This is a genomic window from Mesorhizobium sp. M1066 (assembly GCF_040318635.1).
Classification (GTDB): domain Bacteria; phylum Pseudomonadota; class Alphaproteobacteria; order Rhizobiales; family Rhizobiaceae; genus Mesorhizobium.
Map to the genome: position 1 here is coordinate 19,414 of NZ_JAMYMR010000048.1, position 16,697 is coordinate 36,110.

Consider the following 16,697-nt stretch of genomic DNA (forward strand, 5'->3'; position numbering starts at 1 on the left):
GGAAAGCTCGATGAGCCCCTACCGGCAGACCAGGCTGTCCCGCGCGATGGCGCAGGACACATCACGCTCGCCTTTCGCCGCATCGGCGCGGTCGAGCGTGACCTGCACGCGGGTGGCATATGCCCGGCTCGCCAGACCGCACCACAGCCGCTCGACGGGCAGGTTCTCGCGCTTGTCGTTGAGGATCGTGAACGTGCCGGTCTTCGCATCGAACCAGAGCTCGACGCGGGTCTTCTTGCCCGGCTCGATCGTTGCGATCCCGGCTGAATACCAGTGGGCGAAGTCGGCGTTGCAGGAGAGGCCTTCGCTGCCCGCATTCGAAATCGTCAACGGAACCATGTCGAGCCCGTCAGTGCCGGTGCGGACGGTGACATGGTGCAACTCAACCGCGTTGGCGAAGGACGACAACGCCAGCATCACCGGAAGGGCATAACGGATCTTCACTTTGCCTGAGCTCCATATATAAATTTCACAGGCAGTCTATCTCGCTTTCGCGCAATAACAATAAGAATGTTGATTGGTAAATCAAACAGAGAGGGTAACATGTTAAAGATTCTCAAGAGCAGTGTAAGTGCAGTTATATTGAGCGGTGTCTTGATGAGCGGCGCGCTTGCCGGCGAGGTCAAGTCGATCGCCATCCTGACGCCCGAAGAAGGCACGGACTATGGCTGGAACCAGCAAGGCATCGACGCTGCCAAGGCGGCGGGCAAAGCCGCAGGTGTCGAAGTGGTCGTGGCCCAGGGTCTCGGCTATGGCGACGTTCGTCCGACCTTGCGGGAACTTGCCTCCGACGGCGCCAGCCTGCTGATCGCGCATGCCAGCGGCTACAACACCTCGGCGCCCGAAATCGCCAAGGAATTGAAAGTTCCGGTGGCGATCGTCGACACGCCAGCCGGCCTGGAGAAGGGCCTTGTCGCCGACTACACGCTGAGCGGCCACGAGGGTGCCTATCTCGCCGGCCGTCTCGCCGCCAAGGTGTCGCGTTCCAAGTCGGTCGGCATCGTCGTCTCGGGCGAACCGCCATCGTGGAATTCGCAGTCGGCGGCGTTCGCACAAGGCGTGAAGGCGGAAAACCCTGACGTCAAGATCACCTATGCGGTGATCGGCCCTGCCGCCTACAGCGACGCGGCCGGCGGCAAGCGCGTCACCGAAAGCGTGATCGCATCCGGTGCCGACATCATCTTCGGCCAGGGCAACGGTTCGAGCTTCGGCATGCTGCAGGCGGTCGAGACGACCAAGGCAGCCGATGGCGGGAAGGTCTATTTCATCGATGTCATCGGCGACAAGTCACCGATCGACAAGGGCTTCCTGCTGTCGTCGGTGGTGTGGAACATCGAGCCGGTTTATGCGGCAATGATTGCCGACCTGAAGGCCGACACGTTCGGCACCAAACACTATACGATCGGCCTCAAGGACGACTCGGTCAAGCTGCTGAAGACCGCTGCGATCCCGGACAATGTCTGGACGGAAATCCAGGCGCTGCGCGAGGACGTCATTTCCGGCGAGATCAAGGTCGAGCCGGTCTATGACGCGGCCGCCGTCAGGGCACTGATGACCAGCGTCGCTCAGTAAGGCGATCACGGTCAACTGCCGGAGGGGTGATCCGTTCACCCCTCCGGACGATTCCCGTTTTTTTTGGTGCTGGGCTTTCATGAGCGGTTTTTCTTCATCGTCCGTTGCAGGGCGCGACATCGTCGCGCTTGAAGGCGTGACCAAACGGTTCCCCGGCATCGTTGCCAATGACAGCGTCGACCTGTCGATCCGCCCGGGCGAAGTGCATGTGCTGCTGGGCGAGAACGGCGCTGGAAAATCGACATTGATCGGCATGTTGTCCGGCCTGCAGCAGCCGGACGAAGGACGCATACTGGTCGACGGCAAACCGACGCCGATCACCTCGCCGCGCCATGCGCTGGCACTCGGCATCGGCACCGTATTCCAGCACATGATGCTGGTGCCGACGCTGACGGTGGCGGAGAACCTTCTGCTTGGCGGGCCGTGGTGGCAGCGCCCCAGGACCGAGGAACTGGCGGCGCGCGTCACCGAGATCACCGGCACGCTCGGCATCACCGTCAAGCTTCAAGCCAAGGTATCGGAGTTGTCGCTCGGCGAGCAGCAGCAGGTCGAGATCCTGCGCGCGATGCTGCGCAACAGCCGGCTGCTCATCCTTGACGAGTCCACCTCCATGCTGACGCCGAAAGGCATCGACGAACTGGGCGCGCTGATGCGCCGCCTTGTCGAGCAGGGCCTGGCGATCGTCTTCATCACCCATAAGCTCAAGGAGGCGGCTGCCTTCGGCGACCGCATCTCGGTGCTGAAGCTTGGCCGCAAGGTCGGAGAGATCCCGCCCGAGCGGTTTCGCACGCTGGGCGAACAGGAGATCGTCTCCGAGATCGTGGAATTGATGTTCGGCAAGCAGAAGGATGATCCGGAAGCCGTCGAGCGTCCGGTCCGCACTGCCCGAGCAGAAGCGACCCCGCTGCTTCAGGTCGCGGATCTGGCGGTTGCGCCGACCGACAATGCACCGGGCCTGTCGTCGATCTCCTTCGACATCCGCCCGGGCGAGATCCTGGGCATAGCGGGCATCGACGGCAACGGCCAGAAGCAGCTGGCGGAAGCGCTGGCCGGCCAGCGTACAGCCACCAGCGGTTCGGTGCGGCTGGACGGCATCGCCATCGAGACGCTGAGCGTCGGCGAGCGCCGCCGGCGCGGCCTTCGCTACCTGACCGACGACCGGCTGGGCGAGGGCACTGTCGGCACCTTCCCGGTCTCGATCAACTTCTTCCTCAAGCAGGTCGGCGCGGCCCCGTTCTGGCGCAACGGCGTCGAGCAGCGCGCGGAGATCGACAAGCGTGCCGCCCAGCTCGTGCGCGAATACGATGTGCGTACGCCGAGCCTGAAGACGCCTGTCGCGCGGCTGTCCGGCGGCAACATCCAGAAGGTGCTCCTGGCGCGGGAACTGGCTGAGGGCGCCAAGGTGGTGATCTTCAACAAGCCGACCTATGGGCTCGATCTCGCCAACACATTGGCGTCGCGCCAGCGCATTCGCGACACGGCGGCGCGTGGCCTTGCCGTGCTGCTGATCTCCACCGACCTCGAGGAATTGCTTGGTATGTGCGACCGCATCGCCGTCATCGCCGACGGCGCTTTGGTCGGCACCGTCGAGAATGCCGACGACGCCCGCACAAAGGTCGGTCGCCTGATGATCGGACTTGCCGCATGAGCATCGACACCGCACCCACGGTCAGTGCCACCGCACTCGATGCCACGAGCGGGGCGGCGACGCGCCGCGACATCGCGCACCGGCTGCTGATGACGCTCGGCCCGATCCTCATCGCTCTTGTCATAGCCGGCTGTATCCTGCTTGCCGTCGGCGTCGACCCGCTCGCCTATTATGGCTTCGTGCTGGAGAAGGGACTGTTCTCGCCGCTCGGCATCCAGCAGACGCTCACACGCATGGCGCCGCTGCTGTTTCTTGCCGCCGGCCTGATCGTCGCCTTTCGCGCGGGCATGTGGAATCTCGGCGGCGACGGCCAGTTCCTGCTCGGCGCGGTGACGGCGGCTGCCAGCGCTCCCGTGTTCGTTCAGATCATGCCAGCCTGGCTGGCGCTGGTCTGCTCGTTCCTCATCGCCATGGTGGTGGCGATGATCTGGTCGCTGGTGCCGGCCCTGCTGCGTGCCTATCAGGGTGTCAACGAGATCATCACCACGCTGATGATGACGTTCCTCGGCACCTCGCTCGCCAATGTGCTGGTCAAGCTGGCGTTTCGTGACCCAGCCACGACCGTGCCGCAGACGCGCACGCTGCCGGTGGAGGACCGGTTGCCGCGCCTGTTCGAAACGACCATCACCAGTGGCCTGCTGCTTGGGCTGGCGGCGATCGTCATCGTGCATCTGGTGATGACACGCACGGCGTTCGGGCTGAAGCTGAGGATCGTCGGCGCCAATCCACGCGCGGCGGTCCACTCGGGGCTCGGTGTCCCCGGCCTGACCGTCGCCGTCTTCGCCATTTCGGCCGGGCTGGCCGGGCTTGCCGGCGCCGTCGACATCATCGGCGTCCAGGGCAATGTCCGCGCCGACTGGAATCCCGCCTATGGGCTTGCCGTGATTCCCGCCGTGTTTCTCGCCCGCATGAACGGCTTTGCGGCCATCGGCTTCGTGTTCCTGCTTTCGGTGCTTTCGATCGGCGGTGAGAGCGCGGCGCGCCGGCTTGGCGTGCCCAATCATTTCACGCTGGTGCTGGTTTCCATCGTGCTGATCGTGCTCGCGCTCGCCGAATATTTCGATCACCGATACAACCAGTCGCGGAGGGCCTAGGGCATGACCGGGCTGTTCAGCGAAGTCTTTCTCAGCGCGCTCCTGTTTGGCGCCGTCACCGCGGCGATCCCGCTGCTGCTGGCCGGGCTCGGCGAGCAGATCTCCGAGAAGGCGGGCGTGCTCAATATCGGCATCGAAGGCATGATGCTGGCCGGCGCCTATCTCGGCTTTGTCGGCGCTTTCTATTCCGGGTCGCTGTGGCTGGGCTTTCTCACCGGTGCCGTCGGGGGTGCTGCGGTGGCGCTTGTCATGGCGCTGCTTTGCGTGCGCATCGGGCTGAACCAGATCGTCATCGGCATCGCGCTGACCTTGGGGCTCGAGGGCCTGACGGCACTGCTCCACCATTTCCAGTTCTCACGCAGCTACCCGCGCCTGCCCGCGGCGGATGCTACCGTCATTCCGCTGCTTTCGGACATCCCGGTCATCGGGCCTGCATTCTTCAAGCATCATCTGATCGTCTATCTGGCGGTCGCGCTGGTTTTCGGCATGAGCTACCTCTATCGGCGCACGCAACTCGGCCTCAATTTGCAGGCGGCAGGCGACAAGCCGGCCGCGCTCGATGTCGCTGGCATCGATGTGGTGCGGACCCGCACCATCGCCGTGTTGACGACCGGAGCGCTGGCTGGGCTCGGCGGCGCCTATCTCGCCAATGTCGGGGCTGGGCTGTTCATTCCGTTCATCACCAATGGCGCGGGCTTTCTCGGCATCGTGCTGGCCATGCTGGCGCGCGGTCGCCCGATCTGGGTGCTGTTCGGTGCGTTGCTGTTCGGTGTCTGCCTGTCGCTGACGACGGCCATGCAGGTGGCCGGGATCAACATACCGACCGACATCATCCAGATGCTGCCGTTCCTGGCGGTGATGATCATGCTGGTGCTGTTCGGCCGGCGCGCGAGCCTGCCGGCGGCGCTCGGCATTCCATACGAGCGCGGCGCGCGCTGAGCACAATTCATGCGCGGACGGGACCCGCGCCAATAAAGGAGGCAAGAATGTCGGATACCAAGGTCTACCTGCTCGACGGCGGCTCGCTCGTTCTCGACGGCTATCATGTGTTCTGGAATCGCGGCCCTGGCGGTGAAGTGCGCTTCCCCGTCTATTCGATCCTGATCGAGCATGCCGAGGGTCGGTTCCTCATCGACACCGGCTACGACTACGATCATGTGATGAAGGTGCTGCCGTTCGAAAAGCCGATCCAGGAAAAGCACCAGACCATCCCCGGCGCCCTGGCGCTGCTCGGCCTTGAGCCAAAGGACATCGACGTCGTCGTCAACTCGCATTTCCACTTCGATCATTGCGGCGGCAACAAGTATTTTCCGCATGCCAAGAAGATCTGTCACCGGACCGAAGTGCCGCAGGCCTGCAATCCGCAGCCTTTCGAGCATCTCGGCTATTCCGACCTGAGCTTCTCGGCGGAAGCGGCGGAGGCCCGTGGCGCGACCGGGCAATTGCTGGCGGGCACGACACGCGCCAACTCGACCTTCGAGGGGGTCGATGGCGACATCGACCTCGCTAAGGGCGTCCGGCTGATCTCGACGCCCGGCCATTCGATCGGCCATTACAGCCTGCTGGTCGAGTTCCCCAAGCGCAAGCCGATCATGTTCACGATCGACGCGGCCTATACGCAGAAGAGCCTTGAAACGCTGTGCCAGGCGGCCTTCCACATCGACCCGGTGGCGGGCGTCAATTCGATGCGCAAGGTGAAGAAACTCGCCGAGGACCATGGCGCCGAGCTGATGTACTCGCACGACATGGACAACTTCAAGACCTACAGGACCGGCACGCAATTCTACGGCTGACCACCTGCAATCCGGAGACCAAGACGATGCGTTATCTCGAACATGCCGATCCGGTCATCACCCTGACCGCGGGGCCGGTGAACGCCTATCCTGAAGTGCTGCGCGGCCTCGGACGCACGGTGCTCTACGACTACGACCCGGCGTTCCAGCTTTTTTACGAGGGTGTGGTCGACAAGGCGCAAAAGGCGATGCGGCTGTCGAACAAGCCGGTCATCCTGCATGGCGAGCCGGTGCTTGGCCTGGAGGCCGCCGCGGCCTCGCTGATCACGCCGGACGATGTCGTGCTCAATCTTGCCTCCGGCGTTTACGGCAAGGGGTTCGGCTATTGGGCGAAGCGCTATTCGCCACATCTGCTCGAGATCGAGGTGCCCTACAACGAGGCGATCGATCCGCAGGCGGTCGAGGCAATGCTGAAGGCGCATCCGGAGATCACCGTCGTTTCCGTCTGCCACCACGACACGCCGTCCGGCACCATCAATCCGATCGACGCCATCGGTGCGCTGGTTTCAGCGCATGGCGGCTATCTCATCGTCGATGCCGTCTCGTCCTTTGGCGGCATGAAGACGCATCCCGAGGATTGCAAGGCCGATATCTATGTCACCGGCCCGAACAAATGCCTGGGCGCGCCTCCCGGCCTGACGATGATGGGTGTCAGCGAGCGGGCCTGGGCCAAGATGAAGGGCAACGAGGCGGCCCCCCGCGCGTCGATGCTGAGCATTGTCGACTGGGAGAATGCTTGGTCGCGGGACAAGCCGTTTCCGTTCACGCCGTCGGTCTCGGAGATCAACGGGCTCGATGTCGCGCTCGACCTCTACCTCAATGAGGGACCGGAGGCGGTGTGGGCGCGCCACGCGCTCACTGCCAAGGCGATGCGCGCGGGCGTTGCCGCGATGGGTCTGTCGATCTGGGCCGCCAGCGACAAGATCGCGTCGCCGACCACGACCGCCGTGCGCACGCCCGAAGGCATCGACGAGAAGGCGCTTCGCCAGGCCGCGCGCGCCCGCTACGGCGTGGTGTTTTCGTCTGGCCGCGGCGAAACCTTGGGCAAGCTGACACGCATCGGCCATATGGGTCCGACCGCCCAGCCGATCTATGCGATCGCGGCGCTCACGGCGCTTGGCGGCGCCATGAACGCGGCCGGCCAGAAACTGGCGATCGGCAAGGGCATCGACGCGGCGCTGGCCGTGATCGACGCCGACGCCTGAACAGACATCACCACGGATTGAGGGAGCATTTTCATGACTGAACGGCTTGCGGGAAAGACGGCCCTGGTTACAGGCGCCGCGCAGGGTATCGGCAAGGCGATCGCCGCGCGGCTTGCCGCCGATGGGGCAACCGTCATCGTCAGCGACATCAATGCCGAAGGCGCCGGGGTGGCGGCCGCGACGATAGGCGGGAAGGCGAGGGCGATCGCCGCGGACATTTCCGATTCGGCATCCGTCAAGGCGCTCTTCGCCGAAATCCAGACCCTGACCGGAGGCATCGACATCCTGGTCAACAATGCCAGCATCGTGCCGTTCGTCGCCTGGGACGATGTCGATCTCGACCATTGGCGCAAGATCATCGACGTCAATTTGACCGGCACCTTCATCGTCAGCCGCGCCGGTACGGACCAGATGCGTGCGGCAGGCAAGGCCGGACGGGTGATCAGCATCGCATCCAACACCTTCTTTGCCGGCACGCCGAACATGGCGGCCTATGTCGCGGCCAAGGGTGGCGTCATCGGTTTCACCAGGGCGCTCGCCACCGAGCTTGGCAAATACAACATCACCGCCAATGCGGTGACGCCCGGCCTCATCGAGAGCGACGGCGTCAAGGCGAGCCCGCACAACGAGGCGTTCGGCTTCGTCGAGATGCTTCAGGCCATGAAAGGCAAAGGGCAGCCGGAACATATCGCCGACGTGGTTTCGTTCCTGGCCTCCGACGATGCGCGCTGGATCACTGGCCAGACGCTCAATGTCGACGCCGGGATGGTGCGCCACTAACCAAAAGCGCATCCCAAAAACTGTTGCGCATTTCCGGGCGACCTGCATCGCGGTCGCGGCAGCAGACGGGCGCGGCCAATCAAAGGGAAATCACAGTGGACTTCGGATTCGACACGTCGGTTTTCGACGGGCTGACGATTGCAATGCTGGTCGCTGGCCTGGCCATGACCGGAATGGCCTCCGGCGTGCTCGCCGGTCTGCTGGGAGTCGGAGGCGGCATCGTCATCGTCCCGGTGCTGTTCTGGGTGCTTAGCCTGTTTCACTTTTCGCCTGCTGTGATCAGCCATCTGGCGGTCGCGACCTCGCTCGCGGTCATCATCCCCACCTCGATCTCGTCGATGCGTTCGCACAACAGGCGCGGCAATGTCGATCGGCCTCTGCTCACTCTGTGGGGACCGGCCATTTTCGCCAGTGCCCTCGTCGGCGGCATCATGTCGAAATTCATCCCGGGCGCCGGCTTGCGGCTGGTCTTCGGCGTCGTCGGCCTGCTGGTGGCCGTCAACATGGCGCTGCCAAGCACCTCGTGATCTCCGATCACCTGCCGCAAAGCGGCTGGATCAACCGCGCGATCGCTGCTGTGATCGGCTTTGTCTCTTCGCTCATGGGAATTGGCGGCGGCACACTGTCAGTGCCGACGCTTTCCAGCTTCTCCTTTCCGGTGCACCGGGCCGTCGGCACATCGTCGGCGCTTGGCCTGCTTATCGCGCTTCCGGCAGTGGCCGGCTTCATCTGGGCGGGTCTTGAAATCGCCGGCAGGCCTCCGCTCAGCCTGGGTTACGTCAGCCTGCCGGCGGTTGCCATCATAGCGCCGGTGAGCTTCCTGTTTGCACCCTTGGGCGCCAAGCTCGCCCACGCGCTCAACCCGCGCTACCTGAAACTTGCCTTTGCGTTCTTCCTGGCGATCACGGCCGGGCGAATGTTGCTTTCCTGAATCCGGTTCAGCGGCCTACGGCTATTTTTCCCGCATGGCCCGGCGGAAGTTCTGCGTGATCGGCTCGGCGAGGTAGGAAAGCACGGTGCGGGCACCTGTCCGGATCATCGTCTCGCTCGACATGCCGGGCAGCAGCTTGCGGCCCTCCAGCTTGCCGAGTTCGCTCTTGTCGATCAAAACGGTCGCGGCGAAATACGGTGCCCCGCTGCGCTCCTCAACCATGCGGTCAGCCGACACGATCTCCACGACACCTTCGAGTGGCGGCAGGTTGTAGCGGGCGAAGGCCGGGAAGCTGACGCGCGCGGGCTGTCCGGGGGCGATCGTCTCGACATCCTCTGGTTTGACCATGGCCTCGACCACGAGCTGCTGTCCGAGCGGCACGACGGTCATCAATGTCTCACCGGGTTTCACGACACCGCCCGCCGTATGGACCTTCAGATCCATGACAATGCCGTCAACCGGTGCGACGACATCGGTGCGGGTAAGCACGTCCGCGGCGGAACGCTCCTGCTGTCCGAGGTCGAACAACTCCGCCTCGACCTTGCTCAACTCGTCGACGGCCTGGTTCAGCCGCACTGTGTTGAGGTTCAGGATTTGCATATCAATCTCGGCCATGGCGCTTCCGGCACGGGCGATTGCGGCAATGTTGGTAGCGCGCTCCCCCTCGATCTCCCGCTGTTGGCGTCTGAGCAACAGGTTCCGTTCGCGGGTGGTCAGCCCTTTCTTGAGCAGACCCTCAAGGTCTTTGCTTTCATCCTCGATTGCCTCGATCTGTTTGTCTTCGGTGACGACAAGCTGCTCCAGTCCCGTTATCTCTTCCTCGACCTGGTGACGGCGCTGGCCGAGAATTTCCCGCTCGTCCTTCAGATTGTGGTGCTTCGCGGCAAACACGTCACGCTGTGCTGCCACCGCGTCCTTCACGGCGGTGGCGGGGTTTGCGAGCAACGCCGGATTGAACTCTATCCCAGTCTTGCCGTCACGCTCGGCCCTGAGACGCGCGGCCAGCGCCTCACGCGTTGCTATCCGGTTCTGGACCAGGTCAAGTTGCGCCTTTGCCTGCGTGTCGTCGAGCCGGATGAGGATCTTGCCGGCCTTGACGATATCCCCGTTGGCGGCGTTCAACTCCGCGATGATGCCGCCCTCGAGGTGCTGGATGAGCTTGCGGTCGCCGGCGACCTTGATAACGCCCGGCGCCACAGCGGCGCTGTCCAACGGTGCCAGCGCCGCCCAACCCCCGGCTACGCCGAAGAACAGGAGCATGATAGCGAACCCGGTGCAGGTCACGCCTGTCAGGTGCAAGGGTACCGGTTTCAGCAGGGACGGTGGCGGGGCTGGCAACGGCACGACGCTCAATTCTGGGGAACGGCTCACGCTTCTTTGACCTCTTCGATTTCTTTGACTTCCTTGACCAGTTCCAGGGTTGGCAGTTGGGCTACCTTTGGCATCTGGGTCACCTTGCGGGCGCGGTTGGCGAGTTCGTTGAACACGGCATCGCGGGGCCCGAATAGGTCCTGTGCGCCGTGGTTAAGCACCAACACCTTGTCAACTTTTTCCAAAATGCTTGGCCGGTGCGAGATCAAGATCAGCGTCGTACCTGCCGCCTTGAGCCCACCGATGACTGTAGCCAGTGCTTGCTCTCCGTCGTGGTCGAGATTGGAGTTGGGCTCGTCAAGGACAAGCAATGCCGGGTCGCCATAGAGGGCTCGCGCCAGTCCGATGCGCTGGCGTTGCCCGCCGGACAGCGCCGCACCACCATCTCCGATCTCGGTGGCGTAGCCCTTCGGTAATCCCTTGATCAGTTCGTGGACTCCCGCCAACTGCGCGGCCTTGATCACGTTGTTGAAAACCGCAGGGTTGAGCGACGCAAAACGGGCGATGTTCTCGGAGACGGTGCCGGCGAAGAGCTCGATGTCCTGTGGCAAGTAACCGACGTGTCGACCCCTGTCCTCGGCCGCCCATTCGACAACGCTCATGCCGTCAAGCAACGCGCGACCACCGGTCGGACGCCAAGTGCCGACCAGCACTCGCGCCAGACTCGTCTTGCCCGCCGCGCTCGGCCCGACCAACGCCATCGCTTCACCGGGCTTGAGTTGGAAGCTTATTCCTCGCAAGATTGGTTCGCCGCCCTGCCTGGCGAGCATAATGTTCTCGGCCTCAAACCTACCCTTGGGGCGCGGCAATGGCAGGGCCGGTGTGGCCTCCGGTCGCTGACCGGCCATTACGGCGAGACGCTTGTAAGCAGCCCGTGCCCCGATCGTCGCTTTCCATGTACCGATCGCTTGCTCGACCGGGGCCAATGCGCGACCCATCAGGATCGAGGCGGCGATCATGATACCGGGCGAAGCCTCGTTCTTCAGCACCAGATAGGCGCCGAGGCCAAGCACAGCCATCTGCAGGGCCAGCCGGAAAGAACGCGCGAGGGCCGAGATGACGCTGGATCGGTTGCTGGCGCTAGACTGAGCATTATTTGCCTCGTCCTGCTGCGCCTTCCAGCTCTCAAGCAGGGGATTCAACATGCCCATGGCCTGGACGACTTCCGCGTTGCGGATCGTTTGCTCGGCCTGCATGTAAGCCCGCGTCTGGGCGATTGCAGCTTCCGCCAGTGGCTTGCGGGTCAGGTACTCGGTGAGCAACGCCAACGCGAACAGCACGACACCCCCGCAGGTTGCCAGCCAGCCCAACCAGGGGTGCATGAGGAAGATAGCGCCCAGGAAGATCGGTGCCCAAGGCGCGTCGAGGATCGGGTAGATGCTCGGGCTGGTGAAGAAGTTCCGCACTTGGTCGAGGTCACGCAGCGCGCGGCCGTTGATCTGGCCCGGGGCCGAGGCGGCGTATTCCACCGATGCGGTCAGGAGAACCGGGGCCAGCCGAGCGTTCAGCCACGTCCCTACTTTAGCCAGAAGACGCGCGCGCACGACCTCCAACCCCGCCATTGTGACGAGCGCCGCCGCCGCCATCAGTGACAGCATTACCAGCGTCTCCAGACTGTGGCTGCCCAACACACGGTGATAGACCTGGAGCATGTAGAACGCGCCGGTCAACATCAGCACGTTGATCCCAGCGCTGAACCAGATAAGAGGCCGGATAGCCCGCCTGGCCTCTTTCATCACCGCTTGCAGGGCAGAGGGCCGTGGGGGTTTCATCATGATGTATCTGCCTGTGTGCGGGTGGACGCCGGTTTGCGCGAGGCACGAGATTATCTCCACATGGAGAAGGGAGGCGGCGTGAACCGCCTCCCATTGGTCCAATGTTAGGCAATGACATCAACATGCAGGCTCTGGAGCCCCGTCGTGTCGCCATCGCCGTCCTGGATATTGACCGCGAAGTCGAGGTCGGCGCCGATCTGCCCGGAAGTCGTCTGGATGAAGCCGATATCCGTGATCTTGAGAACGTCATTGTCCGTGTTTTCCCAAGCTACCAGCGGACCACCAACCGGGCTGGCACCCTCAACCGGGATAGTAGCCGGGTTGTCGGTCGCCCTGATCAGGTTGATGCCAGACCCGGTCAGCCCGTTACCGGACTGCATGATCTGCATCCCCTGGATTTGGAAGTTCTCACCGGCGGCGTTGTAGTCGTTGCTCTCGATGATCAAGAGAGCATCGTTGTTGTCGAGCGTGAACTCCGTGTTGTAGGGAGAGGGGACACCGCCGGTCGACAACTTGAAGAGGTCCGCGTTATCGACAATGATCGACCTCGTCGTCTCGACGTCGAGGTTAGCGCCAGTTCCACCCAGGACACCATCGGCACCGTAGTTGATCAGGTCGAGGACCACGATAAGGTCTTCGCTGCTGCCGATGCCGTCGAACTTGATGGCGATAGCGTTTACCGCGTCTGTCGGCGAGACCTTCTCGGTACCACCCTCGGGCGCGCCGGGATTAACGTCGCCCAAGATGTTCTCGTTGAAGAACCGGAGGGTGAGGAGTTCGCCCTTCTGGATCGTGTCGCCGGCCACGCCGTTGGTATTGCCCGTGGCGGAAACCCAGTCCTGGAAGTTGCTGGTGACGAATTCTCCGTTGTCGTAAGTGTTGTTACCGACAGGCGAGCCATCACCCGTCCCGTTAAACCCGAAGGGGCTGCCGTTGGGGTTCGAGTTGCCGGTGAACTGCACGTAGAACCCGTCGTGATCAGCAGGTGTGTTGGGATTGGCATCCAACTGCGTCACCACGAGTTCGGGGTGACCGGTGTTGCCGGGGGGTGCTTTCGCCGTCAGCTCCGAGGAGTGGAAGACGTTGAAGCTGAACCCGTCGATCGCGTCGGTCAAGGCGAGCGAGTACGTACCCAGAGCCTTGTTGAAGGTCAACGTGCCACCTGCCGTTGCGTCCTGCACTCCGCCCGTGATCGGGTCCTTGTCGTAATGGAACGAGAAGGAGAACTGTGCGGATGTAGCAGTTTCCGAAACGAGTGCCGTTTGGACGTTGGTGATAGCCGGGGTCTGCGCGTTGTCGACCGTGCCGGTCAGCGACAGCCGTTGGACACCTGCACCGGCGTCGAGGTCGGCGAAATCTGAGCCACCACCCGCGTAGAACGCTGCCAAGTGGCCGTCCGCACCGATATTGAACGAGAAGCTACCAGTAGCCGTACCACCGGTCGCGGCGATAGTCTCGGCCTGAGCCCCGGTGGTGCCGGGATCGCCATCGAACCCTTGGATGCCGCCGGCGACGCCATCTTGGTCGAGAATCGACGGGCCGTCATCCTTGACCTGAAGCAGGTTGCCGATGCTGAGAACGGCCGACTTGTGATCGCCGTCGCCGTCGGTAACGGTCGCCGTCAGAAGAACGCTGTTGACGGCACCCAAGGTGAGGGTGTCATCCGCGTTGTTGGGGTCGGGGTGTCTGATCGACCGTACCTGATCGAGTGTCACGACGCCGGCAGCGGTCACGCTGACCGAGAACACCAGCAGGTTGCCGATGGCCGTGCGGCCCTCGATGACGCCGGCGTTGGCCGACAGGTTGATCGCCTGACCGGACTCGGAGTCAAGAACACTGACCCCACCCGCGCCGACGCTGAGGGCGAAGGTGACACCACCTGCACCGTCCGCGCCGAACAGGGCGGCGAAGTTGGGTGCATAATCACCGGTATTATTGGTGCCCAGCAACGACTCGTCATCCAGAATGGTCGGCGCGGTGCCGGTCGTGCTGATTGACGGGATGTCGTCGTGGAAGATGAGGTTCTGGCCGATGTTGAGGTCAGCCTTCGCAGTATCGCCGTCGCCGTCGGTGATGGTCGCCGTCAGGACGATGAGGTTATCCGCCGACAGCGTCACGGACTCGTCATCCGCGTTCGGATTGGGATGAACAATCGCTTGCAGCTGATCGAGCGTCACGACGCCAGCGGCAGTAGTCGTAACCGTGAACACCAATGTACCGCTGGCATTAACAGTACGACCCTCGATGACGCCGTTGTTGTTGAACAGGAGGACCGCCTGGCCGGTTGCGGTGAGATCCAAACCGGAATCCGTACCGTTTCCCCCTGTGATACTCAGAGTGTGAACAGTCGAAGCCTCGCCGTCGGTGCCGCCGTTCTTGGTGAACTGCGTCGAGAAGTCAGCGAATGGGTTCGTGCCCAGCGTCGTCTCGTCCACGACCAGGTTCACGTTGTCGGTCGCCTGGCTGATTGTCGGGCCGTCGTCGTCGACATTGATGTCGCCACCGATGGACTCATCTGTGTGTGACAACGCGCGGACTTTCAGGATGTCGCTGAAGTCCACTCGGTCATCCGGGTTGAGGTTGCCCGGGTGGGCGATTGGCGCGAAAGTGACCATCTGCACCGTGCCCAATGTATTGTCACTGTTGGGGATGATGTAGAAAGCGGCGACGATGTCACCGCTGGTATCAGTCGCCAAAACAGATTTGCCGTCCGCCGACGTGGTGAGGAAGATGTCCTCGCCGCCCACGGTGTTCAACCCGGAATCCGCGAGTGCCAGAGGGGCGAATATCAGGCTGTCGACGACTTCGTTAGTTCCTGCCGTCACGTGGATGAGACCGGCCTGACTTGCCGCCTCAGCGGAGTCAGCGAATGCCAGCTGCCCTGCGGTCAAACCGAGACCGTTCAGATAAGTGACAAAGGCAGGGGCGAGGTCAGCGCTGACCAACGAAACGCCGGAGACGCTTACGGCAACGTCGTCGCCGTCCGGGTCGCCGGTAGCGGTGTTTTGTATGCCGGCTGTCTGGTCGTTGATTAACTCGCCTATGATATTAATGGTAGCCATAATGTCATCCTTTCCTGGATGGTGACCAATTGTGCACACGGCCCGTACTCACGCTCACGCGAGTACAAGTTCACTGTTTGTTTTTGGAAAACCCCTCTCCCCCTACTTCCGCCCGAACCCTGGCCCGCGGGTGTCATCGCGTCCTGACTTCGGCCCTCAAACCACATTGTGCCGTCGGCGCAGAGGGCGCGTCCATTCCCGCTTGGATAGTATTGCGGTCAATGTCCGCGCCTGATCGAACGGTATATATCCTTCGATAGATCAGGCTGGCGGGCGCTGCGGGAGGTCGCGCAGGCACGAGCCAGATGCCGTCAGACGGCTCTCCGGCCGTTGCCGTGCGTACAATGTCGGTGCGAGTGGAGAGTGTTCAGAGCAGGCCGGTTCGGCCCGTTCCTGGACGCCCGGCGCCTTTGCCGTGCGCCATCCACGCCAGTTCCGCCCGGCCGCCGAGATGCAGCTTCTCGTAGACGTGATGCAGGTGCATCTTCACCGTGCCTTCGGATAAATGCAGCCGCTGCGCGATGGTCTTGTTGCGCAGCCCGCGCGAGACGAGATCGGCGATCTCGGTCTCCCGCCCGGTCAGCCGGGACATTGGCTGCGGCTGCGAGCCGGGCATCAGCAGTTGCTGGACGATCTTGTTGTCGATCCACTTCTTGCCTGTTGCCACCGCATTCACGCATTCGATGAGAAAGCGGTGGCTGATGCCGTCCAGAAACAGGCCGTCGACGTCGAGCGTCTGTATCTCCTTGACATCGAGCCTGCCGGTTGGCTGCACGATGAAGATGATGCCGAGAGCGCTGTTGCCAGCCTTCAGCCGTGAGGAAAGACCGGATGTCTGCTGGTCCGCGAGATCCACGCCCACGATGACGATATCAGGTTGATGGCGCTCCACATGAGCGAGAACGTCCACAGGGCGGCGGCACTGGGCGACAACATCGTGTCCAGCCTTCTGCAACACCCATTCCAGACCGGCGAGATATACCCCTCGCGGGTCCGCCACGACCAACGTCGACATGCGAACACCGTCCGTAAAAAACGCAACGAACTTGGTTAAATACCCGTTAAATCAGGAAACCAGAGCGTAGGCATATTGTCAAGTAACAGCTAATATACATGTTGCTATAATCCGCGACGGGCCGGGGAGCAACCAAAGCCCTGGGTCCGGAAGGAACTGTCGGAGATTAAGCTTGTTCGTCGGATCGGCAAGGTGCGCGATGTCGGCCGCAAGATGCTGGACAAGTCGACCGACCGGCATGCCAATGCTATCGCGACCGGGTGACGACCGGCCTGCTCAGCGACGGCCAGGAGGCAGCGCTGCATGACTGCCTTACAGTTGGGACTCGTTGAGCCTGCGGTCGAGAGGTTCCGATCTCACTGGCCCGGGTTGTGTGCGTCAAGTTCTGCAAAATGGGCGATCATGAAGCTGGTCATGCGGCTTGGCGTAGAGCGAGCTTCTTGTGCTCGCG

Annotated in this window: 14 protein-coding genes; 9 read left to right on the top strand and 5 right to left on the bottom strand. The window is 62.8% G+C overall.

The features are described 5' to 3' along the window. Window positions 1–18: 18 nt before the first annotated feature. Window positions 19–444: a hypothetical protein gene (locus NKH52_RS31555; RefSeq protein WP_352736199.1), complete on the bottom strand. Its 426-nt coding sequence runs from the start codon at window positions 442–444 to the stop codon at window positions 19–21. Window positions 445–543: 99 nt separating this feature from the next. On the opposite strand from NKH52_RS31555, the gene NKH52_RS31560 reads away from it, so the two are divergent. From NKH52_RS31560 to NKH52_RS31600, 9 genes are all read left to right on the top strand, one after another. Further along, window positions 544–1,572, top strand: coding sequence for a putative B6 ABC transporter substrate-binding protein (locus NKH52_RS31560; protein WP_352736198.1), 1,029 nt, complete (start codon window positions 544–546; stop codon window positions 1,570–1,572). 79 nt (window positions 1,573–1,651) lie between these two features. Further along, entirely contained in the window at window positions 1,652–3,220 is a 1,569-nt protein-coding gene (locus NKH52_RS31565; protein WP_352736197.1) for a putative B6 ABC transporter ATP-binding protein, read from the top strand. Further along, window positions 3,217–4,314 (top strand): putative B6 ABC transporter permease subunit 2, encoded by a 1,098-nt coding sequence (locus tag NKH52_RS31570; RefSeq protein ID WP_352736196.1) that lies wholly within the window; start codon window positions 3,217–3,219, stop codon window positions 4,312–4,314. The genes NKH52_RS31565 and NKH52_RS31570 overlap by 4 nt, the downstream gene beginning before the upstream one ends. Window positions 4,315–4,317: 3 nt before the next feature. Beyond that, complete coding sequence (locus NKH52_RS31575) at window positions 4,318–5,253, top strand: putative B6 ABC transporter permease subunit 1 (RefSeq protein ID WP_128305800.1); 936 nt, start codon at window positions 4,318–4,320, stop codon at window positions 5,251–5,253. 47 nt (window positions 5,254–5,300) lie between these two features. Beyond that, complete coding sequence (gene pldA / locus NKH52_RS31580) at window positions 5,301–6,107, top strand: 4-pyridoxolactonase (protein ID WP_352736195.1); 807 nt, start codon at window positions 5,301–5,303, stop codon at window positions 6,105–6,107. Between the two features lie 26 nt (window positions 6,108–6,133). Next, the gene (ppaT, locus tag NKH52_RS31585; RefSeq protein WP_352736194.1) at window positions 6,134–7,312 is read left to right on the top strand and encodes a pyridoxamine--pyruvate transaminase; all 1,179 of its coding nucleotides are present in this window, start codon (window positions 6,134–6,136) and stop codon (window positions 7,310–7,312) included. A gap of 33 nt (window positions 7,313–7,345) precedes the next feature. Then, on the top strand, window positions 7,346–8,092 hold the full coding sequence (pldH, locus tag NKH52_RS31590; protein WP_352736193.1) for a pyridoxal 4-dehydrogenase, SDR-type: 747 nt from the start codon (window positions 7,346–7,348) through the stop codon (window positions 8,090–8,092). A 95-nt stretch (window positions 8,093–8,187) separates the two neighbouring features. After that, entirely contained in the window at window positions 8,188–8,619 is a 432-nt protein-coding gene (locus NKH52_RS31595) for a TSUP family transporter (protein WP_352736192.1), read from the top strand. Continuing rightward, entirely contained in the window at window positions 8,616–9,023 is a 408-nt protein-coding gene (locus NKH52_RS31600; protein WP_352736191.1) for a sulfite exporter TauE/SafE family protein, read from the top strand. The genes NKH52_RS31595 and NKH52_RS31600 overlap by 4 nt, the downstream gene beginning before the upstream one ends. 21 nt (window positions 9,024–9,044) lie before the next feature. Here NKH52_RS31600 and NKH52_RS31605 read toward each other — a convergent pair whose 3' ends face one another. The 4 genes from NKH52_RS31605 to NKH52_RS31620 all read right to left on the bottom strand — a co-directional run bounded on the left by NKH52_RS31605 (window position 9,045) and on the right by NKH52_RS31620 (window position 16,246). Continuing rightward, window positions 9,045–10,394 (bottom strand): HlyD family type I secretion periplasmic adaptor subunit, encoded by a 1,350-nt coding sequence (locus NKH52_RS31605; protein ID WP_352736190.1) that lies wholly within the window; start codon window positions 10,392–10,394, stop codon window positions 9,045–9,047. After that, on the bottom strand, window positions 10,391–12,169 hold the full coding sequence (locus tag NKH52_RS31610) for a type I secretion system permease/ATPase (protein ID WP_352736189.1): 1,779 nt from the start codon (window positions 12,167–12,169) through the stop codon (window positions 10,391–10,393). The genes NKH52_RS31605 and NKH52_RS31610 overlap by 4 nt, the downstream gene beginning before the upstream one ends. Before the next feature lie 104 nt (window positions 12,170–12,273). Beyond that, on the bottom strand, window positions 12,274–15,231 hold the full coding sequence (locus tag NKH52_RS31615; RefSeq protein WP_352736188.1) for a DUF5801 repeats-in-toxin domain-containing protein: 2,958 nt from the start codon (window positions 15,229–15,231) through the stop codon (window positions 12,274–12,276). A 367-nt stretch (window positions 15,232–15,598) separates the two neighbouring features. Beyond that, entirely contained in the window at window positions 15,599–16,246 is a 648-nt protein-coding gene (locus NKH52_RS31620; protein ID WP_352736187.1) for a response regulator transcription factor, read from the bottom strand. Between the last annotated feature and the right edge of the window lie 451 nt (window positions 16,247–16,697).